Annotated in this window: 19 protein-coding genes; 12 read left to right on the top strand and 7 right to left on the bottom strand. The window is 70.9% G+C overall.

The features are described from left to right. Positions 1 to 48: 48 nt before the first annotated feature. The 9 genes from KCH48_RS20410 to lgt all read left to right on the top strand — a co-directional run bounded on the left by KCH48_RS20410 (position 49) and on the right by lgt (position 6,908). On the top strand, positions 49 to 690 hold the full coding sequence (locus KCH48_RS20410) for a TIGR02234 family membrane protein (protein ID WP_210576081.1): 642 nt from the start codon (positions 49 to 51) through the stop codon (positions 688 to 690). 195 nt (positions 691 to 885) lie between these two features. Further along, complete coding sequence (locus KCH48_RS20405; protein WP_210576079.1) at positions 886 to 1,149, top strand: HGxxPAAW family protein; 264 nt, start codon at positions 886 to 888, stop codon at positions 1,147 to 1,149. An 80-nt stretch (positions 1,150 to 1,229) separates the two neighbouring features. After that, entirely contained in the window at positions 1,230 to 1,685 is a 456-nt protein-coding gene (locus KCH48_RS20400) for a DUF2752 domain-containing protein (RefSeq protein WP_210576077.1), read from the top strand. Positions 1,686 to 1,820: 135 nt separating this feature from the next. Then, positions 1,821 to 2,630, top strand: coding sequence for an indole-3-glycerol phosphate synthase TrpC (trpC, locus tag KCH48_RS20395; RefSeq protein ID WP_210576075.1), 810 nt, complete (start codon positions 1,821 to 1,823; stop codon positions 2,628 to 2,630). A gap of 22 nt (positions 2,631 to 2,652) precedes the next feature. Continuing rightward, a complete protein-coding gene (gene trpM / locus KCH48_RS43420; RefSeq protein WP_374104696.1) occupies positions 2,653 to 2,874 on the top strand; it encodes a tryptophan biosynthesis modulator TrpM in 222 nt (73 codons plus the stop codon). 59 nt (positions 2,875 to 2,933) lie between these two features. Continuing rightward, a complete protein-coding gene (gene trpB, locus KCH48_RS20390) occupies positions 2,934 to 4,220 on the top strand; it encodes a tryptophan synthase subunit beta (RefSeq protein WP_210576073.1) in 1,287 nt (428 codons plus the stop codon). Beyond that, the gene (gene trpA, locus KCH48_RS20385; protein WP_210576071.1) at positions 4,217 to 5,032 is read left to right on the top strand and encodes a tryptophan synthase subunit alpha; all 816 of its coding nucleotides are present in this window, start codon (positions 4,217 to 4,219) and stop codon (positions 5,030 to 5,032) included. Before trpB ends, trpA begins: the two co-directional genes overlap by 4 nt. Before the next feature lie 85 nt (positions 5,033 to 5,117). Further along, complete coding sequence (locus tag KCH48_RS20380; RefSeq protein ID WP_210576069.1) at positions 5,118 to 5,891, top strand: thioredoxin domain-containing protein; 774 nt, start codon at positions 5,118 to 5,120, stop codon at positions 5,889 to 5,891. Positions 5,892 to 5,972: 81 nt separating this feature from the next. Further along, complete coding sequence (gene lgt, locus KCH48_RS20375) at positions 5,973 to 6,908, top strand: prolipoprotein diacylglyceryl transferase (RefSeq protein ID WP_210576068.1); 936 nt, start codon at positions 5,973 to 5,975, stop codon at positions 6,906 to 6,908. Positions 6,909 to 6,984: 76 nt separating this feature from the next. Here the strand turns inward: lgt and KCH48_RS20370 are convergent, their stop codons facing one another. Genes KCH48_RS20370 through KCH48_RS20340 form a run of 7 tightly spaced genes read right to left on the bottom strand, consistent with a single transcriptional unit; the run spans position 6,985 to position 14,874 of the window. Then, on the bottom strand, positions 6,985 to 7,797 hold the full coding sequence (locus tag KCH48_RS20370) for a CoA ester lyase (protein WP_210576067.1): 813 nt from the start codon (positions 7,795 to 7,797) through the stop codon (positions 6,985 to 6,987). Continuing rightward, the gene (locus tag KCH48_RS20365) at positions 7,794 to 9,071 is read right to left on the bottom strand and encodes a CaiB/BaiF CoA-transferase family protein (protein WP_210576066.1); all 1,278 of its coding nucleotides are present in this window, start codon (positions 9,069 to 9,071) and stop codon (positions 7,794 to 7,796) included. The genes KCH48_RS20370 and KCH48_RS20365 overlap by 4 nt, the downstream gene beginning before the upstream one ends. Then, complete coding sequence (gene rbsK / locus KCH48_RS20360) at positions 9,068 to 9,961, bottom strand: ribokinase (protein WP_210576065.1); 894 nt, start codon at positions 9,959 to 9,961, stop codon at positions 9,068 to 9,070. Before rbsK ends, KCH48_RS20365 begins: the two co-directional genes overlap by 4 nt. Continuing rightward, on the bottom strand, positions 9,958 to 11,451 hold the full coding sequence (locus tag KCH48_RS20355; protein WP_210576064.1) for an ADP-ribosylglycohydrolase family protein: 1,494 nt from the start codon (positions 11,449 to 11,451) through the stop codon (positions 9,958 to 9,960). Before KCH48_RS20355 ends, rbsK begins: the two co-directional genes overlap by 4 nt. Beyond that, positions 11,439 to 12,614: an ADP-ribosylglycohydrolase family protein gene (locus KCH48_RS20350; protein ID WP_210576063.1), complete on the bottom strand. Its 1,176-nt coding sequence runs from the start codon at positions 12,612 to 12,614 to the stop codon at positions 11,439 to 11,441. Before KCH48_RS20350 ends, KCH48_RS20355 begins: the two co-directional genes overlap by 13 nt. An 8-nt stretch (positions 12,615 to 12,622) precedes the next feature. Next, entirely contained in the window at positions 12,623 to 13,738 is a 1,116-nt protein-coding gene (locus tag KCH48_RS20345) for an ADP-ribosylglycohydrolase family protein (RefSeq protein WP_210576062.1), read from the bottom strand. Next, positions 13,735 to 14,874 carry an ADP-ribosylglycohydrolase family protein gene (locus tag KCH48_RS20340; RefSeq protein WP_210576060.1) on the bottom strand — a complete coding sequence of 380 codons (1,140 nt, stop codon included), beginning with the start codon at positions 14,872 to 14,874 and terminating at the stop codon, positions 13,735 to 13,737. The genes KCH48_RS20345 and KCH48_RS20340 overlap by 4 nt, the downstream gene beginning before the upstream one ends. Positions 14,875 to 15,144: 270 nt before the next feature. Here KCH48_RS20340 and KCH48_RS20335 point away from each other — a divergent pair, with 270 nt between their 5' ends. The 3 genes from KCH48_RS20335 to KCH48_RS20325 all read left to right on the top strand — a co-directional run bounded on the left by KCH48_RS20335 (position 15,145) and on the right by KCH48_RS20325 (position 22,301). Further along, positions 15,145 to 15,876, top strand: a complete 732-nt coding sequence (locus KCH48_RS20335) for a VIT1/CCC1 transporter family protein (RefSeq protein WP_210576058.1) — start codon at positions 15,145 to 15,147, stop codon at positions 15,874 to 15,876. Positions 15,877 to 16,243: 367 nt separating this feature from the next. Then, positions 16,244 to 20,848 (top strand): glutamate synthase large subunit, encoded by a 4,605-nt coding sequence (gene gltB / locus KCH48_RS20330; RefSeq protein WP_210576056.1) that lies wholly within the window; start codon positions 16,244 to 16,246, stop codon positions 20,846 to 20,848. Then, positions 20,841 to 22,301: a glutamate synthase subunit beta gene (locus tag KCH48_RS20325; protein WP_210576054.1), complete on the top strand. Its 1,461-nt coding sequence runs from the start codon at positions 20,841 to 20,843 to the stop codon at positions 22,299 to 22,301. The genes gltB and KCH48_RS20325 overlap by 8 nt, the downstream gene beginning before the upstream one ends. Positions 22,302 to 22,359 lie beyond the last annotated feature (58 nt).

The following is a 22,359-nucleotide window of genomic DNA, read 5'->3' as shown; positions in this document are numbered from 1 at the left end:
GTTCTCACGTGAACCCCGGGTGACGGTTCGCCCGGGGTTCGCGCGATAGTGGAGTACGTGACTGCTGTTCCTCACCCCCGTTCCGAAGCCGCAGGACCCGCCCGGGCGGGCCGCCTCAGCCTCGCCGTCGCCCTGCTCGCCGGCGCGCTCGGCGCGGCCGTGGCGCTGCTGGCCACCCGCCAGCAGTGGTCGGAGGGCACCGCGACCGTGGCCGGCGGCTCCTTCCCGCTGACCGCGAAGGGCAGCGACGTCACGGGCGTGCCCGCGGCCCTCGCCATAGTGGGCCTCGCCGCGCTCGTCGCCGTCTTCGCCGTCCGCAAGTCCGGGCGGCTGCTGGTCTCCGCGCTGCTCGCGCTGTCCGGCGCCGGGATCGTCGTGGCGGCCGTGTTCGGCGCGTCCGACAGCTCCGCGCTCGATGAGAAGGCCGCGGAGACCACCGGGGACACCGCCGCGGGGGTCGACGCGCTCACCCACACCGCGTGGCCGTACGTGGCGGCGGTCGGCGGTGTCCTGATTCTGCTCGCCGGACTGCTCGCCCTGCGCTATGGGCGGCTGTGGCCTGCGATGTCCGGTCGGTACGAGCGGTCCGGGGCGCCTCGGCCGCGTCGTAAGGCCCCTGTCGTCGACCCGGATCGTCCTGAGGACCTGTGGAAGGCGTTGGACCGCGGCGAGGACCCCACGGGAGCGTGACGCTCAGCTGTGGGTGCCGCTATGGGGCGCGGTCGGGTGCGGGTCCGTCGTGGCTGGTCGCGCAGTTCCCCGCGCCCCTAACGGGGCGCTGCAGCTACCCCTGATCACGAGACGGGCGGGCGTGCTGGACAATGATGGCGAGCGTTCGGCTCACACAGGCACACAGCAACGGCACACAGCAACGAGGAGCAAGCAATGGCGGGCAGCAGCCACGGTCACACCCCGGCCGCCTGGACCGGTGTCACTATCGCGTTCATCGGTTTCTGCGTCTCGGGCGCCTTCATGGTGCTGGCCAGCCCCGTGGGCTTCTGGGCCGGTGTGGGAGTCACGGTCCTCGGTGGCGTCGTCGGCTGGATCATGAAGGGCATGGGCCTGGGCCAGTCGAAGGACCAGCACTCGGCGTACCAGACTCTCTCGGAGAAGCACCGGCCGGCCGGTGTCACCGGGGTCAAGGGCTGAAGTCCCGTACCGCGCAGGCACCGTGTGAGGGGCGGACCGGTATGACGCCGGGGCCGCCCCTCACGCGTGCGCGGGGCACAATGCAAGACGTGAACCTCGACAGCCGGAAGGCCACACCGCCCGCCGGAACCGGACCCCGAGCCGTGCTCGGGCGGCTGGCGGTGCCCGCGGGACTGCTCGCGGCCGTCGCCGGGGCCTTCGCCTACGTCGGGTCCGTGGACCCGAACGAGCCCGGCCACTACCCCGCCTGTCCGCTCCTGCAGTACACCGGCATCTACTGTCCCGGCTGCGGCGGCCTGCGCAGCGCGCACGCCGTCGTCCACGGGGACTTCCTGGGGGCGCTGCAGAACAACGCGGTCGCGGTCGTCGGCTACGCGCTCTTCGCCGTCGTATGGACCGTCTGGGTGGTCCGCGCGGCACGGGGCCGGCCCTTCCGTATCGAACTCGGGTCCGCACACCTGTGGACCGTCGGGGCATTGCTGCTGGTCTTCACGGTTGTCCGGAACCTGCCGTTCGGTGGCTGGCTCCACCCTTGATCAACTGGTGAATGTCCAGGTAGTGGGACCGGCGTCAACCGGATGCGAGGCCTACGCCCTCCTGCGGATACCATCGCAGTGGCCATAGGTTTTGAACCGCTTTCACAGTCAACCGTCTGGAAGGGGGCCGCTCGCGTGAGTGTGCTCGACGAGATCATCGACGGAGTCCGTGCCGACCTCGCGGAGCGGCAGGCGCGCGTCAGCCTCGACGAGCTCAAGGAGCGCGCGGCGAAGGCTCCCGCGGCCAAGGACGGTCTGGCCGCCCTGCGCGGGGACGGCGTCAAGGTCATCTGCGAGGTCAAGCGCTCCAGCCCCTCCAAGGGCGCGCTGGCCGCGATCGCCGACCCGGCCGGACTCGCCGCGGACTACGAGGCGGGCGGCGCCGCCGTCATCTCCGTCCTCACCGAAGAGCGCCGCTTCGGCGGCTCGCTGGCCGACCTGGAGGCCGTCCGCGCCCGCGTGGACATCCCGGTCCTGCGCAAGGACTTCATCGTCACGTCGTACCAGCTGTGGGAGGCCCGGGCCTACGGCGCCGACCTCGTCCTGCTGATCGTCGCCGCCCTCGACCAGCCCGCCCTGGAGTCCCTCGTCGAGCGCGCCGAGTCCATCGGGCTCACCCCGATCGTCGAGGTCCACGACGAGGACGAGGTCGACCGTGCCGTCGAGGCCGGCGCCAAGATCATCGGCGTCAACGCCCGCGACCTCAAGACCCTCGAGGTCGACCGCGGCACCTTCGAGCGGGTCGCCCCCGAGATCCCCGAAGGCATCGTCAAGATCGCCGAATCCGGCGTCCGCGGCCCCCACGACCTCATCGCCTACGCCAACGCCGGCGCCGACGCCGTCCTCGTCGGCGAGTCCCTCGTCACCGGCAAGGACCCGAAGACAGCAGTGGCCGACCTGGTGGCAGCGGGCGCCCACCCCGCACTCCGCCACGGCCGCGGCTGATCACCCGGTAGGGTTAACGCCGATGACTCTCTCGCTGACCGTGACAACCGTGGACCGCCACGCCCGCCTAGCACGCGGCTGCCGCCCCCGCGGCTGCCGCGCACCGGCACGCAGGGTGCACGGACGGCGGGTCCGCTACGTCATCGGAGACGAACCGGGACAGGTGAACGGCCGTCGATGGCAGCGCCCCGTCAGGGGCGCGGGGAACTGCGCGACCAGCCACAACGGTCCCGCAGCCAACTGATCATCTCCGCCCCCACGGCGATTAGTGTCTTTTCCACGCACTCACCGTGAGGTATCCGCATGCCCAGCGACTTCTTCATCCCCGACCCCCAGGGTCAACTCCCCAGCCCCGAAGGCTACTTCGGCGCATTCGGCGGCAAGTTCATCCCGGAGGCCCTCGTCGCCGCCGTGGACGAGGTAGCCGTCGAGTACGACAAGGCCAAGCACGACCCCGAGTTCGCCCGAGAACTCGACGACCTCCTGGTCAACTACACCGGCCGCCCCAGTGCCCTCACCGAAGTCCCCCGCTTCGCCGAGCACGCCGGAGGCCCCCGCATCTTCCTCAAGCGGGAAGACCTGAACCACACCGGCTCACACAAGATCAACAACGTGCTCGGCCAGGCCCTGCTCACCAAGCGCATGGGCAAGACCCGAGTGATCGCCGAGACCGGCGCCGGCCAGCACGGCGTCGCGACCGCCACCGCCTGCGCGCTGTTCGGCCTCGAGTGCACCATCTACATGGGCGAGATCGACACCCGGCGCCAGGCCCTCAACGTGGCCCGTATGCGCATGCTCGGCGCCGAGGTCATCGCCGTGAAGTCGGGATCGCGCACCCTCAAGGACGCCATCAACGAGGCGTTCCGCGACTGGGTGGCGAACGTCGACCACACCCACTACCTCTTCGGCACGGTCGCCGGCCCGCACCCCTTCCCCGCCATGGTCCGCGACTTCCACCGCGTGATCGGCGTCGAGACCCGCCGCCAGCTGCTGGAGCGCGCGGGCCGTCTCCCCGACGCCGCCATCGCCTGCGTCGGCGGCGGCTCCAACGCCATCGGCCTCTTCCACGCCTTCATCCCCGACCCGGACGTACGCCTCATCGGCTGCGAGCCCGCGGGCCACGGCGTCGAGACCGGTGAGCACGCGGCGACCCTGACCGCGGGTGAGCCCGGCATCCTCCACGGTTCCCGGAGCTATGTCCTCCAGGACGAGGAGGGCCAGATCACGGAGCCGTACTCGATCTCGGCCGGTCTGGACTACCCCGGCATCGGACCCGAGCACTCCTACCTCAAGGACACCGGTCGCGCCGAGTACCGCGCGGTCACCGACGACGCCGCCATGCAGGCCCTGCGCCTGCTGTCGCGGACCGAGGGCATCATCCCGGCGATCGAGAGCGCGCACGCGCTCGCCGGCGCGCTCGAAGTCGGCCGGGAGCTGGGCAAGGACGGGCTGATCGTGGTCAACCTGTCGGGCCGCGGCGACAAGGACATGGACACCGCCGCCCGCTACTTCGGGCTGTACGACACCGACGCCGAGGTCGCCGCCGACGCCGGCAGCGAGACCGCCGAGATCGAGGGGGACGCCAAGTGAGCGGGAACATCCAGCTGTTGACGGACACCCTCGCCGGCGCGAAGGCGGAGGGCCGGTCCGCGCTGATCGCCTACCTCCCGGCCGGGTTCCCGACCGTCGACGGCGGTATCGAGGCGATCAAGGCCGCCTTCGACGGCGGCGCCGACGTCGTCGAGGTCGGTCTGCCGCACAGCGACCCCGTCCTCGACGGCCCGGTCATCCAGACCGCCGACGACATCGCCCTGCGCGGCGGCGTCAAGATCGCCGACGTGATGCGCACGGTGCGCGAGACGTACGAGGCGACCGGGAAGCCGGTGCTCGTGATGACGTACTGGAATCCGATCGACCGCTACGGCGTCGAGCGCTTCACCGCCGAGCTGGCGGCGGCCGGCGGCGCGGGCTGCATCCTGCCCGACCTCCCGGTCCAGGAGTCGGCCCTGTGGAGGGAGCACGCCGAGAAGCACGGCCTGGCGACCGTCTTCGTCGTCGCACCCAGCAGCAAGAACGCCCGGCTCGCCGAGATCACCGCGGCGGGCTCAGGATTCGTGTACGCGGCGTCGCTGATGGGCGTCACGGGGACCCGTGAATCGGTGGGCGCGCAGGCGGAGGACCTGGTCGATCGCACGAGGGCCACCAGCGCGCTGCCCGTCTGCGTCGGCCTCGGCGTCTCCAACGCCGAACAGGCCGCCGAGGTCGCCGGCTTCGCCGACGGCGTGATCGTCGGCTCGGCCTTCGTGAAGCGAATGCTGGACGCGCCGGACGACGCGGCCGGTGTCGAGGCCGTCCGCGGCCTCGCCGGTGAGCTGGCGAAGGGCGTGCGCGGGCAGGCGTAACAACCGGGATGTCATACAGGTCCCTCTTCCGGGTGGACCTGGGACCGGGGAGGCGCGGTGCGCCTCCCCGGTTCGTTCTGTGGGTGTGAGCGAGAAGAACCGTGAGGGAAAGCGCACCGCCCGTGAGCGGCTGGCGGTCGAGCGTGAGAAGCAGAATGCCGCGGACAAGCGCCGACGGGCCCTGATCGTGGGCGCGAGCGTCGTCTGCGTCCTGGGGCTCGCGGCGGTGATCGGCGTCGTCGCGGCCAACGCGGGCAAGGACGACAGCGAGAGCTCGGGCCCGCTCGTGGCGCCCTCGGGGGCGAACGGCGAGGGCAATCTCGCCATCCCGGTCGGCAAGAACAGCGCCAAGTCGACGCTCACGGTGTGGGAGGACTTCCGCTGCCCGGCCTGCAAGTCCTTCGAGACGGTGTACCGCTCGGCCATCCATGAACTGACCGGCTCCGGACAGCTCAGAGTCGAGTACCGCCTCGCGACGATCATCGACGGCAACATGCGCGGCACCGGCTCCCGCAACGCGGCCAACGCGGCGGCCTGTGCCCAGGACGCCGGAAAGTTCCCCGCGTACCACGACGTGCTGTTCGACAACCAGCCGCCGGAGACCGACGACGCCTTCGGCGAGAACAGCAAGCTCATCGAGCTGGCCGCCAAGGTCGACGGCCTCGACACTCCCGCCTTCCGGACCTGCGTGGAGAAGGGCACCTACAACAACTGGGTCGAGAAGTCCGCGGCCGCCTTCCAGGACGGCGGCTTCAGCGGCACGCCGACCGTGCTGCTCGACGGGAAGAACATCCTGCAGGAGCAGTCGATGACGCCGGCGAAGCTGAAGCAGCTGGTGCAGGAGGCGAACAAGGCGTGAGCCGGGGCGCCCGCCCGTTACGCACCCGTTGCCGGGCCACCTGCCGTGGGCGCGGCCCGGCAGGGTAGCGTCGACCTTGCCATGGAACTTGCCTACATTCCCAGCCCGTCGCGCGGGGTGATCCACCTCGGCCCCATTCCGCTGCGCGGCTATGCGTTCTGCATCATCATCGGCGTCTTCGTCGCCGTCTGGCTCGGCGGCAGGCGCTGGGTCGCCCGGGGCGGGCGGGCCGGCACGGTGGCCGACATCTCTGTCTGGGCCGTGCCCTTCGGCCTCGTCGGCGGTCGGCTCTACCACGTGATCACGGACTACCAGCTGTACTTCAGCGAAGGCCGCGACTGGGTGGACGCCTTCAAGATCTGGGAGGGCGGCCTCGGCATCTGGGGCGCGATCGCGTTCGGCGCGCTGGGTGCGTGGATCGGCTGCCGCCGTCGTGGCCTCCCGCTGCCCGCCTACGCCGACGCCGTCGCCCCCGGCATCGCCCTCGCGCAGGCCATCGGACGCTGGGGCAACTGGTTCAACCAGGAGCTGTACGGGCGGGAGACCGACCTGCCCTGGGCCCTGCACATCACGTCCACGGCGGACGGCCGGGTGCCCGGGTACTACCACCCGACGTTCCTGTACGAGTCGCTGTGGTGCATCGGCGTCGCGGTCCTCGTCATCTGGGCCGACCGCCGCTTCAAGCTCGGGCACGGGCGGGCCTTCGCGCTGTACGTCGCCTCGTACTGCGTCGGCCGGTTCTGGATCGAGTACATGCGGGTCGACGAGGCCCACCACATCCTGGGCCTCCGCCTCAACAACTGGACCGCCCTGCTCCTGTTCCTGCTCGCGGTGGCCTACATCGTGGTGTCGGCGAAGAAGCGGCCGGGGCAGGAAGAGATCATCGAGCCGGATCCGGAGGCCGCCGCGGATGCGGATGCCTCCGGCGGTTCGGCCGACGGTGACGATGCCGCCGATGACGACGTGAAGGACAAGGCCGAGACCGAATCCGAGTCGGGGTCCGCGAAGAAGACCTGAGGGTCGGTTGTACGTCGATGAGGGCGCCCGCGCGCTTGTGCGGGCGCCCTCGTTGTGTCCGGGGCAGGGGAAGGGATCAGCGGCGGCATGCCAGGGACAGGGTTCGTTGCGCCGCCGCCACTACCGCCGCGTCGATGAATGTTCCGTTCGGGAGGGCCTGGGCGCCCTGATCTCCTGTGGCTGCCTTGATGATCGTCTCCGCGTGTTCCAGTTCCTTCTCCGTGGGGAGGTAGGCGCGTTCGATGACGGGGAGTTGGCGGGGGTGGATGGCGGCGCGGCCCAGGAAGCCGAGGGTGCGGCCGTGGGCGCAGGATGCGGTCAGGCCGTTCAGGTCGCGGGTGTCGGGGTGGACCGACTGGGGTGGTGGCGGGAGGCCGGCCGCGCGGGCGGCGACGATCACGCGGGAGCGGGACCAGTCCAGGCCCGCGTCGTGCCGTACACCCAGGTCGGCTCGGAGGTCCGCCTCGCCCAGGGCGATGCCGTGGAGTGCGGGGTGGGCGGACGCGATCGCGTAGGCGTGTTCGACGGCGAGGGCGGATTCCAGGAGGGCGTACAGGGGTGGGCCGGGTTGGAGTTCCGCGATGTGGACGACCTGTTCGGGGGTGGACACCTTCGGGAGGCGCAGGCCGGACAGGCCCGGGAGAGATGCCAGTGCGGTGAGGTCGGCCGCCGCGAACGGGCCGTCCAGGGCGTTGACGCGGACGTGGACCGGGGTCGGCTGGGGGTCGGAGAGGAGTTCGGCCGCTGCCGCGCGGGCGTAGGCCTTGCGGTCCGGGGCTACCGCGTCCTCCAGGTCGATCACGACCACGTCGGCGCCCGAGGCGAGGGCCTTGATGACGACATGCGGGCGGTCGCCGGGGACGTAGAGCCAGGTCAGGGGGAAGATCACCGTACGGCCCCTTCTTCGCGCAATGCCTCCAACTCGGTGGCTGTCAGGCCGAGTTCGGTGAGGACCTGCTCCGTGTCCGCGCCGTGCGGGCGACCCGGCCAGCGGATCGCGCCGGGGGTTTCGGAGAGGCGGAAGAGGACGTTCTGCATGCGGAGGGGGCCCAGTTCCGGGTCGTCGACCGTGGTGATCGTGCCGAGGGCCTGGTACTGCGGGTCGGTCAGTACATCCCGTACGTCCTGGATCGGGGCCACTGCCGCCTCCGCCTTCTCGAAGGCGGCCAGTACCTCGGCGCGGGGGCGTTCGGCGATCCAGGTGCCGACCGCCTCGTCGAGAACGTCGGAGTGGCTGGCCCGGTCGGCGCCGGTCGCGAACCAGGGTTCGTCGATCAGGTCCGGGCGGCCGACGAGACGCAGCACGCGTTCCGCGACCGACTGGGCCGAGGTCGAGACGGCGACCCAGGTGCCGTCCGCGGTGCGGTAGGTGTTGCGCGGGGCGTTGTTGGCGGACCGGTTGCCGGTGCGTTCCTGCACGTAGCCGAGTTGGTCGTACCAGGTCGGCTGGGGGCCGAGCACCGTCAGGATCGGTTCGATGAGGGCCATGTCGACGACTTGACCGGCGCCGGTGCGGTCGCGGGCGGCGAGTGCGGTCATCACGGCGTACGACGTCGCCAGGCCCGCGATCGAGTCGGCGAGGCCGAACGGCGGGAGCGTCGGGGGCGCGTCGGGCTCGCCGGTGATCGCGGCGAAGCCGCTCATCGCCTCGGCGAGGGTGCCGAAGCCGGGGCGGTGGGCGTAGGGGCCGAACTGGCCGAAGCCGGTGACGCGGGTGAGGACCAGGCGGGGGTTGGCGGCCGACAATTCCGGCCAGCCGAGGTCCCATTTCTCCAGGGTGCCGGGGCGGAAGTTCTCGATGACGACGTCGGCGGTGGCGGCGAGGCGCAGGAGGGTGGTGCGGCCGCCGGGCTTGGAGAGGTCCAGGGTGATCGTGCGCTTGTTGCGGCCGAGGAGTTTCCACCACAGGCCGACTCCGTCCTTCGCCGGGCCGTGGCCTCGGGCGGGGTCCGGTTTCGTCGGGTGCTCGACCTTGATGACCTCGGCACCGAAGTCACCGAGCAGGGTGGCGGCGAGGGGGCCGGCGAAGAGGGTGGCCAGGTCGAGGACGCGGAGGCCGGTCAGTGGGGGCGCGGTGCGGGGTGTGGGGTGGGGTGTGGCTCGGGGTGCGGTTCGGGGTGTGGGGTGGGATGTGGCTCGGGGTGTGGATTCGGGTGTGGTCATGAGGCGAACTGCGCTTCGATCTCCTGGCGGGTCGGCATCGACGCCGACGCTCCCGCTCGCTGTACGGACAGTGCGGCTGCCGCGGCGGCCCACGCCAGGGCCTGCCGCATGGGGCGCGTCTCGGTGATCGCCACCGCCAGGGCGCCGACGAAGGTGTCGCCCGCGCCGGTCGAGTCCACGGCGGTGACCTTCGGGGCCGGGACGGTGACCGGCTCCTGGCCGCGGGCCGTGTAGAGGCTGCCGGAGGCGCCGAGCGTGATGACCACTTCCGGTACCTGGTCGAGCAGGACGTACGCGGCGGCGTGGGGGTCGGGGATGCCGGTGAGCGTGGCCGCCTCGTGTTCGTTCGGGACCAACAGGTCGGTGGCGGCGAGGAGTTCGGGGGGCAGAGGCTGGGCCGGGGCGGGCGTGAGGATCGTACGGACGCCATGGGCGCGTGCCGCTTCGGCGCCCGCGAGGACCGTGGTGAGCGGGATCTCCAGTTGGAGGAGCAGGGCGTCGGCGGAGGCGATCAGGCCCTCGTCGCCGGGGGTGAGGTGGTCGAGGGTGCCGTTGGCTCCGGGGACCACGACGATCGCGTTGCTGCCGTCGTCGTCCACCACGATGTGGGCGGTGCCGGACGGGCCCTCCGTGGTGCGCAGATGGTCGGTGGCCACGCCGGAGTGTTCGAGGGCGGAACGGAGGCGGGCGCCGAAGCCGTCGTTGCCGACCGCGCCGATCATCGAGACGGTGGCGCCCGCGCGGGCGGCGGCGATCGCCTGGTTGGCGCCCTTGCCGCCGGGGATCGTGCGGAACGCGCGGCCGGTGACTGTTTCGCCGCGTTGTGGAGCCTTCTCGACGTAGGCCACCAGGTCCATGTTCGTGCTGCCGAGTACGGCGATGTGGGTCATGGGCGAGAAGCCTCCAGGGGGGTGAGGGCTTGGGTGAGCGCTTGGGTGAGGTGGGCGAGGGTGTCGAAGCCGGTGCCGTTGAAGTCGCCGACGGAGGTGGACAGTCGGTTCTTGAGAGGGGTCGTCCAGCGGTCGGGGAGTGCGGTGGGGGAACCGGCGAGGAGGGCGGCGATGCTGCCGGTCGTGGCGCCGTTGGAGTCCGTGTCCCAGCCGCCGGAGACGGCACGGCAGATGGAGGTGGTGAAGTCGCCGTTCGCGTGGGTGAGGGCGGCGGTGATCAGGGCGGTGTTGGGGATGGCGTGGACCCAGTGGTGGTCGGCGTAGGTGATGTGGAGTTCATCTACGACGGTGTCGAAGTCGGTGTGGTCTTCGGCCAGTTGGAGGGCGTAGTGGATGGCCTTCGTGAGGCGGGAGTCCGGGGGGATGACCGTGAGGCCGGTGCGCAGGCAGGTGTGGATGTTCTGCGTGCCGGTGGCGGCCGTGGCGATGACGGCCGCGGTGAACATCGCCGCGTAGACGCCGTTCGCCGTGTGGGTGAGGGTGGCGTCGCGGTGGGCCTGTTCCGCTGCGGCGGCCGGGTTGCCGGGGTTGGTCCAGCCGTGGACGTCGGCGCGGATCAGGGCGCCGATCCATTCGCGGAAGGGGTTGCGGTGGCGGGCCGTTTGTGGAGGGGCGATGCCGGTGAGGAGGTTGCGGTAGGCGATGCGTTCGGCGGTGAACGTGCGGCCTGCGGGGAGTTCGTCCAGCCAGAGGGTGGCTACGTCTTCGGTGGTGAAGGATTTGCCGTGGCGTTGGAGCAGGAGGAGGTTGAGGAGGGGGTAGTTGAGGTCGTCGTCCTCTGGCATGCCGTCGATGTTCTCGGCGAGGGAGGTTGGTGCGGATCTGCGGTTCCAGGGGTATTTCGTGGCGAGGTCCGCGGGGAGGCCCTTGGCTGTGAAGTACGTGGTGAGGGGCCAGTTGCCGGTGGCCTTGGCGAGGTGGCGGATGGCGGTCAGGGGGAGCTTCTCGACTGGTTTGCCGAGGAGGCACCCTGCTGCTCGGCCGAGCCAGGCTGCTTCCAAGCGGGCCTGCGTGGGGGCTGGGGCGGGGTGGGTCGCGCAGCCCGGCGCTGGCGGGGTGCCGCCTGCGCCCACCCGTGCCGCCCCAGGCGGCACGCATGCCCGCAGCTTGGGCGGGACAGTTGCCTGCAGCTTGGGCGGGACAGCTGCCCGCAGCTGGGGGCACAGGGCTCTGATCTTCTCCAGTTCCGTCGGTTCTTGTTCCTCCAACGCGCTTGGCAGGTCCGCCAGTTCGTCCAGCAAGTCTTCTGCCAGTTGTCGCAGGTAGCGCGATGCCCGATCCGGAGATGCACCGGACCGGGGTGGAGCCTCGTTCCCGCCCGCCGCTCGCCACCGCGCCGCGATTCTCGAAGGTTCGCGGCCGTCCAGGGTTGCCTGACGCAGCTCGTGGCCGACCAAGTCCTCCGGCTGGACCCAGGTCAGTCGGAGCATGCCGGGACTCCGAGCTCGGTCAGGGCCTGTTCATGGGCTCGGCGTCGTCGTACGTCCCGTTCGAAGATCTCTTGCGTGACGTGGGTCAGTGTCGTCGCCGGTTCCCAGAGGTCCAGGCGGCTGGCTTCCGAGACGGTCTTGGACCAGTCCTCCGGGATCGGGGAACCCAGGGCGCCCGAGAGTGCGCCCGCCATCGTGGCGATGGAGTCGCAGTCGCGGCCGTAGTTCACGGAGCCGAGGACAGCCCCGCGGTAGTCGCCGTCGGAGACCAGCAACATGCCCAGCGCTACGGGGAGTTCCTCGATCGCGTGGAGGCGGGACGGGCGGCGGGCGCCCAGGGAGGGCTGCCGGTAGTCGGGGCCCACTGTGTCGTACGGTGCCACCGCCTCCCGTAGCGGGCTCAGCGCCGACTCGAAGTCCGAATGGGCGGAAGCCACTTCGCAGACCTTCTCGATCGCGGCGCGCGTGCCGTCCTTCGCCAGGGACAGGCAGGTCGTGACGACCGAGTCCGGTGTCGCGCCCGGCGTGCAGGCCGCGGCGACCGCCGCCGCGAAGACGCCCGCCGCCTCGCGGCCGTACGAGGACTGGTGGGCGCCCGCGATGTCCAGGGCCTCGGTGTACGCGCCCGCCGGGTTGGCCGCGTTGACCAGGCCGACCGGGGCCATGTACATCGCCGCACCGCAGTTGACGATGTTGCCGACGCCGGCCTCTCGCGGGTCGACATGGCCGTAGTGCAACCTCGCGACCAGCCACTTCTCCGCCAGGAAGACCCGGTGCAGCGGCAGGGTCTCCGTCTCCAGCTCCGGGATCCAGCGCGGGTTCGTCATCAGGTCCGGCACCAGGTACTCGGCGATCGCGTAGGCGTCCAGGTGGTCGCGGACCTGGGCGTACACCCGTACCAGGGCGTGGGTCAGCAAGGTGTCGTCGGTGATGTGGCCGTCGCCCTTGTGGTACGGGGCGATGGGGCGGGCGGTGCGCCAGGCGTCGCCGTGCCAGGGGCCGACGATGCCGTGGACGCGGCCGCCGTGGCGTTCGAGGATCTGGGCGGGGGAGTAGCCCTCGACGGGGCCGCCGAGTGCGTCGCCGACGGCCGCTCCGACCAGGGCGCCGGTGATCCGGTCCGGCAGAGTGATCGCTGAAGTTTCTTCTCCTTTGGGCGTCATGCCCAGAATCATCCCCCCGGTGGGGCCGGTTGCGCGGCTTCCAGGAGTTCGGCGAGTTCCACCAGGTCGGTGCCGGTCAGGCGGGGGAGGACACAGCCGGAGAGGGTGCGGCAGGTGTCCCGCCAGGTCGCCGGGATCGCCGCGCCGCCGCCCAGCGCGCCGGTCAGGGCGCCCACGAGCGCCGGGGCCGAGTCCGCGACCCGGGACAGACAGGCCGCCGCGGGGACCGCCTCGGCGATCCTGCCGTGTGCCGCGGTCGCCAGGGCCAGGGCGACCGGGACGGTTTCGGCGGCGGCGATGCCGTAGCTGTAGACGTGGTCGACGATCTGGTGCTCCAGGAGCGGGATCAGCGCGAAGGCGCTGTCCGTGTCGGCCGCCAGCTTCAGCGCGTGGCGGGCGTTGCGGCCGACCTCGGTGGACTCGGGGAGTTCCGCGAGGGCCGCCCGCGCGCACGCCTCGACCTCCGCTCCGACCAGCGCCAGCGAAAGTGCCGCCGCCATCGCACGCGCGCCGTGCACTCCGTCGCCGTCCTGGGTGTAGCGGGCGTCGAACTCGGCGAGCGAGGCGGCGAGTTGGGGGTCGCCGGGGTGGGCGACGGCCAGCACACAGGCCCGTACGCATGCCGCGTCGTCGAAGTAGTGCGGGTTGTCGTGGCCGGTCGCGGGCGGGCGCAGTCCGGTGGCCAGGTTGCCGAGACCGGCCCGGACCGAGATACGGGCGCGCAGCGGGAGCACCGCCGACTCGATCTCGGGGGCGCGTTCGGCCGCCGCCGCGACTTCGCTCGCGACCGCGTTCCAGGTCAGATCGATGGCGGCCCGCGTACGGCGCTCCCGGCTCAGGTCGCCCAGCGCACTGTCGTCCCCGGCCCGCAGCACGGCCTCCGCCGCGAACACCGCCCACTCCGCGTCGTCGGACGGGCCGAGGCGGAGGGGCTCCGGGGGCTGGTTCAGCGCGATCGGCACGGGAAGCGTGGTCGTCGCGTTCTGCTCCGCGAACGTGTCCAGTTCGCGCGTCAGGCGCCGCGTCCACTCCGGCATCCGGGCCGCCCGGTGCCGGGCGGCCGGCCAACCGGCGGCGTCCCCCGCGGCCAGCCCCAGCAGCAGCCCCTCCACCCGCCGGGTCACGGCCGCACCTCGTCCTCGTCGGCGGCGAGGACATAGAGGGCCACGGGGTTGCACGCCGCCCGCCCCTCATGTCGTACGAGATCATCCGGTCGTACGAGATCGTCCTGCCGTTCCTCTGTCTCTGTCTCTGCCTCCGCGTCCTCGTCTCCCGTCAGCAGGTCCGCCACATCCAGCACATGGTGGCCCCTCATCGACGGCAGGCAGCTGCCGTGGGCCGGGCCGATGGCGGCGGCCCAGTCGGCGGGGATGGCGGATGCGCCCTGGGTCGCGCCGGCGAGGGCGCCCGCGACCGCCGCCGTGGTGTCGGCGTCGCGGCCCATGTTCACGGCGGTCAGTACGGCCTGGACGAAGTCGCCGTCGGCTGCCGCGTAGGCGCCGAAGGCGAGGGCGACGGCTTCGGGAGCGAGGTCGGTCCAGGGGTAGCCGCCGATGACGACCGCGGAGCGGACCGCGCGTTCGCCGCGGTGGGCGACGGCGACGGCGCGGCGCAGGGAGCGGGCCGTCCAGGAGTCGTCCGGGACGACGGCGAGGGCGGACGCCACCACCGCGATCGTCGGGGCGCCGGCCATCGCCGCGGCGACGCCGGCCGCGACCGCCTGGCCTCCGTAGATGCCCTCGCCGTCATGGCTGACCGAGCCGTCGATCGCGACCAGACGGGCCGCTTCGGCGGGGCGGCCCGGGGCGAAGACGCCGAAGGGGGCCGCGCGCATGGCGAGGCCGTCGCTCCAGGCGTGGCGGTGCTGGGCGGAGATGGGGGCGGCGAGGCCGCGGCGGAGGTTCTCCAGGGTGCCGCGTTCGCTGAAGCCGGCGCCGCGGAAGGGGCCCTCGTCGCGGTCGGCGATCCATTTGTGCCAGGCCGTTTCCACATGGGAGGGGGTGAGGGCACTGCCGTGACGGGCCAGCAGCAAGCCCGAGAAGATCGCGTACTCCGTGTCGTCCGTGCCGGCCGGTTTGTCGGCGACGTAACCGGTGATACGGCCCCAGCGGGCGCGGATCTCGGAGGGCTTCATGTTCTCGGCGGGGGCTCCGAGGGCGTCGCCGACGGCGAGGCCGAGCAGCGCGCCGCGTGCCCGGTCGCGGAGTTCGGCGGCGTTCCCGGGCGCCGGGGCCGAGGGAACGCAGGCGATCGATGCCATAGGGGGCCTCTCCTCCGGGGGCTCCTCCCAGGGCGCGGAGCCCTTTGCGGATGTGTCCCACCGGAGGGGTCCGGAAGAGCGTCGGGGGCCTCAAGGTCACCCAGTCGACATCTGTGCATACGCGATGCCGAATGAGCGCTCGATGGTAAAAGCGCAGGTTAGACGAGCCTTTCCTTGCTGGCAGGAGAGGAATCCGGAGCGTAAGTTTGGTGTTGTCAAAGACTGGAATCGGTCTAAACTCAGCCTCACCTTAGCTCTGGGGGATCCGGCATGGCCATCATCGAAACCGAAGCGGCGCTCCACGAGGCGCACCGCGACAACCACACCCACCGGGATGTGAACGGCGGCTGGCTGCGCCCCGCCGTCTTCGGCGCGATGGACGGCCTGGTCTCCAACCTCGCCCTGATGACCGGTGTCGCGGGCGGCGCGGCCGGTCCGCGGACCATTGTGATCGCCGGGCTCGCGGGTCTCGCCGCCGGGGCCTTCTCCATGGCCGCCGGCGAGTACACGTCCGTCGCCTCGCAGCGGGAACTCGTCGAGGCGGAACTGGACGTGGAGCGGCGCGAGCTGCGCAAGCACCCCCAGGACGAGGAGGCCGAACTCGCGGCGCTCTATGAGGCGCGCGGGGTCGAGCCCCGGCTGGCGCGGGAAGTGGCGGGGCAGCTCTCGCGCGATCCCGAGCAGGCCCTGGAGATACACGCCCGCGAGGAACTGGGCATCGACCCCGGTGATCTGCCGTCGCCGCTGGTCGCCGCCGTCTCGTCGTTCGGCTCCTTCGCGCTGGGCGCCCTGCTTCCCGTACTGCCTTATCTGCTGGGCGCCAGTGCTCTGTGGCCGGCCGTGCTGCTTGCGCTGGTGGGGCTGTTCGCGTGTGGTGCCGTGGTGGCCAAGGTGACGGCGCGGACCTGGTGGTTCAGCGGATTCAGGCAGCTCGCGCTCGGTGGTGCGGCGGCCGGTGTGACGTACGCCCTGGGCAGCCTGCTGGGAACCGCCGTAGGATAGGGGGACTCGCACTTATGCGTTGGGCCGCATAAGTAGCCGTTACTCGCTGGTTTCGATTGCTTAACCACCGGGCATGAGCCGTAAGCGCTGTGGGCAATGAGGCCTGCCGCGCACCCTCGGGGTCGATGACGACGCCTCCCTGGCCCTCGGGCTGACGGACATCGATCTGTCCGCTTCGGTCCCCATTGCTTCCGCCGCCGTGCGCGGTACCCCCGCCGCGACCGCGGCGTCCGCATGTTGGAACGCGGTATCCGGTTCCCGAGAACCGCCCCATCATGTAACCTGCACGAAATTTTGCACTCACGCAGAGGGCCAGCGTCGTCCCTCGGCACCTGCATATGCCAAGTTGACGACGACGGGAGAGCCGATGCGTACGCCGCGCCAGCCGTCCCAGCACTCCGGGAATGGCCAGAACTGGTCGTTCATGGATGCTCGCCCTGCTGCGCAGGGTATGTACGACCCCCGCAACGAGCACGACGCCTGTGGCGTCGGCTTTGTGGCCACCCTCACCGGCGAGGCGAGCCATGCGCTGGTCGAACAGGCGCTCACGGTTCTGCGCAACCTGGAGCATCGCGGCGCCACCGGCTCGGAGCCCGACTCGGGTGACGGCGCCGGCATCCTCTCCCAGGTTCCGGACGCCTTCTTCCGTGAGGTGGCCGAATTCGAACTGCCGCAGGCCGGTGGGTATGCCGTCGGTATCGCCTTCCTGCCCGAGGCCGGCGCGGACGAGGCCGTCTCACGGATCGAGACGATTGCGGCCGACGAGGGGCTGACGGTCCTCGGCTGGCGCGAGGTGCCGGTCGCCCCCGAACTCCTCGGTGCCACCGCCCGCTCGACGATGCCCGCCTTCCGGCAGATCTTCGTCGCCGACGGCGCCGCCGCGCCCGCCACGGGTATCGACCTCGACCGCAAGGCCTTCGTGCTGCGCAAGCGCGCCGAGCGCGAGGCCGACGTCTACTTCCCGTCGCTGTCCGCGCGGACCATCGTCTACAAGGGCATGCTGACCACCGGCCAGCTGGAGCCCTTCTTCCCGGACCTGTCCGACCGCCGCTTCGCCTCCGCGATCGCGCTCGTGCACTCCCGGTTCTCCACCAACACCTTCCCGTCCTGGCCGCTCGCCCACCCGTACCGTTTCGTCGCGCACAACGGCGAGATCAACACGGTCAAGGGCAACCGCAACTGGATGGCGGCCCGCGAGTCGCAGATCGTCTCCGACCTGTTCGGTGAGCAGGACAAGATCGACCGGGTCTTCCCGATCTGTACGCCCGAGGCGTCGGACTCCGCGTCCTTCGACGAGGTGCTGGAACTGCTGCACCTCGGCGGCCGGTCCCTCCCGCACTCCGTGCTGATGATGATCCCGGAGGCGTGGGAGAACCACGACTCCATGGACCCGGCCCGACGCGCCTTCTACCAGTTCCACGCCACGATGATGGAGCCCTGGGACGGCCCGGCCTGTGTCACCTTCACCGACGGCACCCAGGTCGGCGCCGTGCTCGACCGCAACGGCCTGCGCCCCGGCCGCTACTGGGTCACCGACGACGGCCTCGTCGTCCTCGGCTCCGAGGTCGGCGTCCTCGACATCGACCCCGCCAAGGTCGTCCGCAAGGGCCGGCTGCAGCCCGGCCGGATGTTCCTCGTCGACACCGCCGAGCACCGCATCATCGAGGACGACGAGATCAAGGCCCAGCTCGCCACCGAGATGCCGTACGCGGAGTGGCTCGAGGCCGGCGAGATCGAGCTGTCCGACCTGCCCGAGCGCGAGCACATCGTGCACACGCACGCCTCGGTCACCCGCCGCCAGCAGACCTTCGGCTACACCGAGGAAGAGCTGCGCGTCATCCTGGCGCCGATGGCCAAGGCCGGTGCCGAACCGATCGGTTCGATGGGTACGGACTCGCCGATCGCCGCGCTGAGCGACCGCCCGCGCCTGCTCTTCGACTACTTCACCCAGCTGTTCGCACAGGTCACCAACCCGCCGCTGGACGCCATCCGCGAAGAGCTGGTCACCTCGCTCCGCAGCTCCCTCGGCCCGCAGGGCAACCTGCTGGAGCCGACGGCCGCCTCGTGTCGCAGCGTCACCCTGCCCTTCCCGGTGATCGACAACGACGAGCTGGCCAAGCTCATACACATCAACGCCGACGGCGACATGCCCGGCATGAAGGCCGCGACCCTGTCCGGCCTGTACCGGGTCTCCGGCGGCGGTGACTCCCTCGCCGCGCGCATCGACGAGATCTGCGCCGAGGCCGACGCCGCCATCGACAACGGCGCCCGGCTGATCGTCCTCTCGGACCGCCACTCCGACGCCGAGCACGCGCCGATCCCGTCGCTGCTGCTCACCGCGGCCGTTCACCACCACCTCATCCGCACCAAGCAGCGCACCCACGTGGGCCTGCTGGTCGAGGCCGGTGACGTCCGCGAGGTCCACCACGTCGCCCTGCTCATCGGCTTCGGCGCCGCGGCCGTCAACCCGTACCTGGCGATGGAGTCCGTCGAGGACCTGGTCCGCGCGGGCACGTTCCTTCCCGGCATCGAGGCCGAGCACGCCATCCGCAACCTGATCTACGCGCTCGGCAAGGGCGTCCTCAAGGTCATGTCCAAGATGGGCATCTCGACCGTCGCCTCCTACCGCGGCGCCCAGGTCTTCGAGGCCGTCGGTCTCGACCAGGCCTTCGTCGAGAAGTACTTCAACGGCACCGCCACCAAGATCGGCGGCGTCGGCATCGACGTCATCGCCAAGGAGGTCGCCGCCCGCCACGCGAAGGCGTACCCGGCGAGCGGCATCGCGCCCGCGCACCGCGCGCTCGACATAGGCGGCGAGTACCAGTGGCGCCGCGAGGGGGAGCCGCACCTGTTCGACCCGGAGACGGTCTTCCGCCTCCAGCACTCCACCCGCACCGCGCGCTACGACATCTTCAAGAAGTACACGGAGCGCGTGAACGAGCAGTCCGAGCGCCTGATGACGCTGCGCGGCCTCTTCGGCTTCAAGTCGGACCGGCAGCCGATCTCCATCGACGAGGTCGAGCCGGTCTCCGAGATCGTCAAGCGCTTCTCGACGGGCGCCATGTCGTACGGCTCCATCTCCAAGGAGGCGCACGAGACGCTCGCCATCGCCATGAACCAGCTGGGCGGCAAGTCCAACACCGGTGAGGGCGGCGAGGACGCCGACCGGCTGTACGACCCGGCCCGCCGTTCGTCGATCAAGCAGGTCGCCTCCGGCCGCTTCGGCGTGACGTCGGAGTACCTGGTCAACGCGGACGACATCCAGATCAAGATGGCCCAGGGCGCCAAGCCCGGCGAGGGCGGCCAGCTGCCCGGCCACAAGGTGTACCCGTGGGTGGCGAAGACCCGGCACTCGACGCCGGGCGTGGGCCTCATCTCCCCGCCGCCGCACCACGACATCTACTCCATCGAGGACCTGGCCCAGCTGATCCACGACCTGAAGAACGCGAACCCGCAGGCGCGGATTCACGTGAAGCTGGTGTCGGAGGTCGGCGTCGGCACGGTCGCCGCGGGTGTGTCGAAGGCGCACGCGGACGTCGTGCTCATCTCGGGTCACGACGGTGGCACGGGCGCTTCTCCCCTGACGTCCTTGAAGCACGCCGGCGGTCCCTGGGAGCTCGGCCTCGCCGAGACCCAGCAGACCCTGCTGCTCAACGGCCTGCGCGACCGCATCGTCGTACAGACCGACGGCCAGCTGAAGACCGGCCGTGACGTCGTCATCGCCGCGCTGCTCGGCGCCGAGGAGTTCGGTTTCGCGACCGCGCCGCTCGTCGTCTCCGGCTGCGTCATGATGCGCGTCTGTCACCTGGACACCTGCCCGGTCGGCATCGCCACCCAGAACCCGGTGCTGCGCGACCGGTACGCGGGCAAGGCCGAACACGTCGTGAACTTCTTCCAGTTCATCGCCGAGGAGGTCCGCGAGATCCTCGCCGAGCTGGGCTTCCGCACCCTCGAGGAGGCCGTCGGCCACGCCGAGACGCTGGACGTCACGCGGGCCATCGACCACTGGAAGGCGCAGGGCCTGGACCTGGAGCCGCTGTTCCACGTGCCCGACCTGCCCGGCGGCGCGGTGCGCCACCAGGTGATCGAGCAGGACCACGGCCTGGAGAAGGCGCTCGACAACGAGCTGATCAAGCTCGCCGCCGACGCCCTGGCCGCCGACTCGGCGACCGACGCCCAGCCGGTGCGCGCCCAGGTCGCCATCCGCAACATCAACCGCACGGTCGGCACCATGCTCGGCCATGAGGTGACCAAGAAGTTCGGTGGCGCGGGCCTGCCCGACGACACCATCGACATCACCTTCACCGGCTCGGCCGGCCAGTCCTTCGGTGCCTTCCTGCCGCGCGGCATCACGCTGCGCCTGGAGGGCGACGCCAACGACTACGTCGGCAAGGGCCTCTCCGGCGGCCGTGTGATCGTGCGTCCCGACCGGGGCGCCGACCACCTCGCCGAGTTCTCGACCATCGCGGGCAACACCATCGCGTACGGCGCGACCGGCGGCGAGCTGTTCCTGCGCGGTCGTACGGGCGAGCGCTTCTGCGTCCGCAACTCCGGCGCGACGGTCGTCTCCGAGGGCGTGGGCGACCACGGCTGCGAGTACATGACCGGCGGTCACGCGGTGGTCCTCGGCGAGACGGGCCGCAACTTCGCGGCCGGTATGTCGGGCGGTATCGCCTACGTGATCGACCTGGACCGCGACAACGTGAACGTCGGCAACGTCGGCGCCATCGAGAAGCTGGACGACACCGACAAGCAGTGGCTGCACGACGTGGTGCGCCGGCACGCGGAGGAGACCGGCTCCACGGTCGCCGGGAAGCTCCTCGCCGAGTGGTCCGAGTCGGTGGACCGCTTCAGCAAGATCATCCCCAGTACGTACAAGGCAGTGCTCGCCGCCAAGGACGCCGCCGAGCGAGCCGGTCTCTCCGAGACCGAGATCACCGAGAAGATGATGGAGGCGGCGACCAATGGCTGATCCCAAGGGCTTTCTCAACCACGGCCGCGAGGTCGCCAAGTCCCGCCCCGTCGAGGAGCGCGTCAGGGACTGGAACGAGGTCTACGTCCCCGGCTCGCTGCTGCCGATCATCAGCAAGCAGGCCAGCCGCTGCATGGACTGCGGCATCCCGTTCTGCCACAACGGCTGTCCGCTGGGGAACCTGATCCCCGAGTGGAACGACTACGCCTACCGCGAGGACTGGGCCGCCGCGTCCGAGCGCCTGCACGCGACCAACAACTTTCCGGAGTTCACCGGTCGCCTCTGCCCGGCCCCGTGCGAGTCGGCGTGTGTGCTCGGCATCAACCAGCCGGCCGTCACCATCAAGAACGTCGAGGTCTCGATCATCGACAAGGCGTGGGAGACCGGTGACGTCGCCCCGCAGATCCCGGAGCGCCTGTCCGGCAAGACGGTCGCGGTCATCGGCTCGGGCCCGGCGGGTCTCGCCGCCGCCCAGCAGCTCACCCGGGCCGGCCACACCGTCGCCGTCTACGAGCGCGCGGACCGCATCGGCGGCCTCCTCCGTTACGGCATCCCCGAGTTCAAGATGGAGAAGCGGCACATCAACCGCCGTATCGAGCAGATGCGTGCGGAGGGCACCCGCTTCCGTACGGGCATCGAGATCGGCCGCGACCTCAAGGCGACCGACCTGAAGAAGCGGTACGACGCGATCGTCATCGCCGCCGGTGCGACGACCGCGCGTGACCTGCCGGTCCCCGGCCGCGAACTCAAGGGCATCCACCAGGCCATGGAGTACCTGCCGCTGGCCAACAAGGTCCAGGAGGGCGACTTCGTGACGCCCCCCATCACGGCCGAAGGCAAGCACGTCGTCGTGATCGGCGGCGGTGACACCGGCGCGGACTGCGTGGGCACCGCCCACCGCCAGGGCGCGGCCTCCGTCACCCAGCTGGAGATCATGCCCAGGCCGGGCGAGGACCGCGCGCCGAACCAGCCGTGGCCGACCTTCCCGATGCTGTACAAGGTCACGTCCGCGCACGAGGAGGGCGGTGAGCGGGTCTACTCCGTCTCCACCACCCACTTCGAGGGCGACGAGGACGGCAACGTCCAGTGGCTGCACCTCACCGAGGTCGAGTTCATCGACGGCAAGCTGACGCAGAAGCCGGGCACGGAGCGCAAGATCCCCGCCCAGCTGGTCACGCTGGCGATGGGCTTCACCGGCACCGACCGGGACAACGGCCTGGTCGAGCAGTTCGGCCTGGACCTCGACGAGCGCGGCAACATCGCCCGTGACGGCGACTTCCAGACCAACGTCCCCGGAGTCTTCGTCGCCGGTGACGCGGGCCGTGGTCAGTCGTTGATCGTCTGGGCGATCGCGGAGGGCCGCTCGGCCGCCCGCGGGTGCGACCGCTTCCTGACCGGCGTGAGCGACCTGCCCTCGCCGATCCGTCCGACGGACCGCTCGCTCATGGTCTGATCGGCCCCAGAAACGTCCCGCACAAAGGCGTGCGGTACACCCGACGGCGCCTGCCCTC

Source organism: Streptomyces sp. GESEQ-4, from assembly GCF_017948455.1.
Taxonomy (GTDB): Bacteria; Actinomycetota; Actinomycetes; order Streptomycetales; family Streptomycetaceae; genus Streptomyces.
Note: the sequence above shows the minus strand (reverse complement) of the source record. Positions and strands in the feature narration are given on the sequence as shown.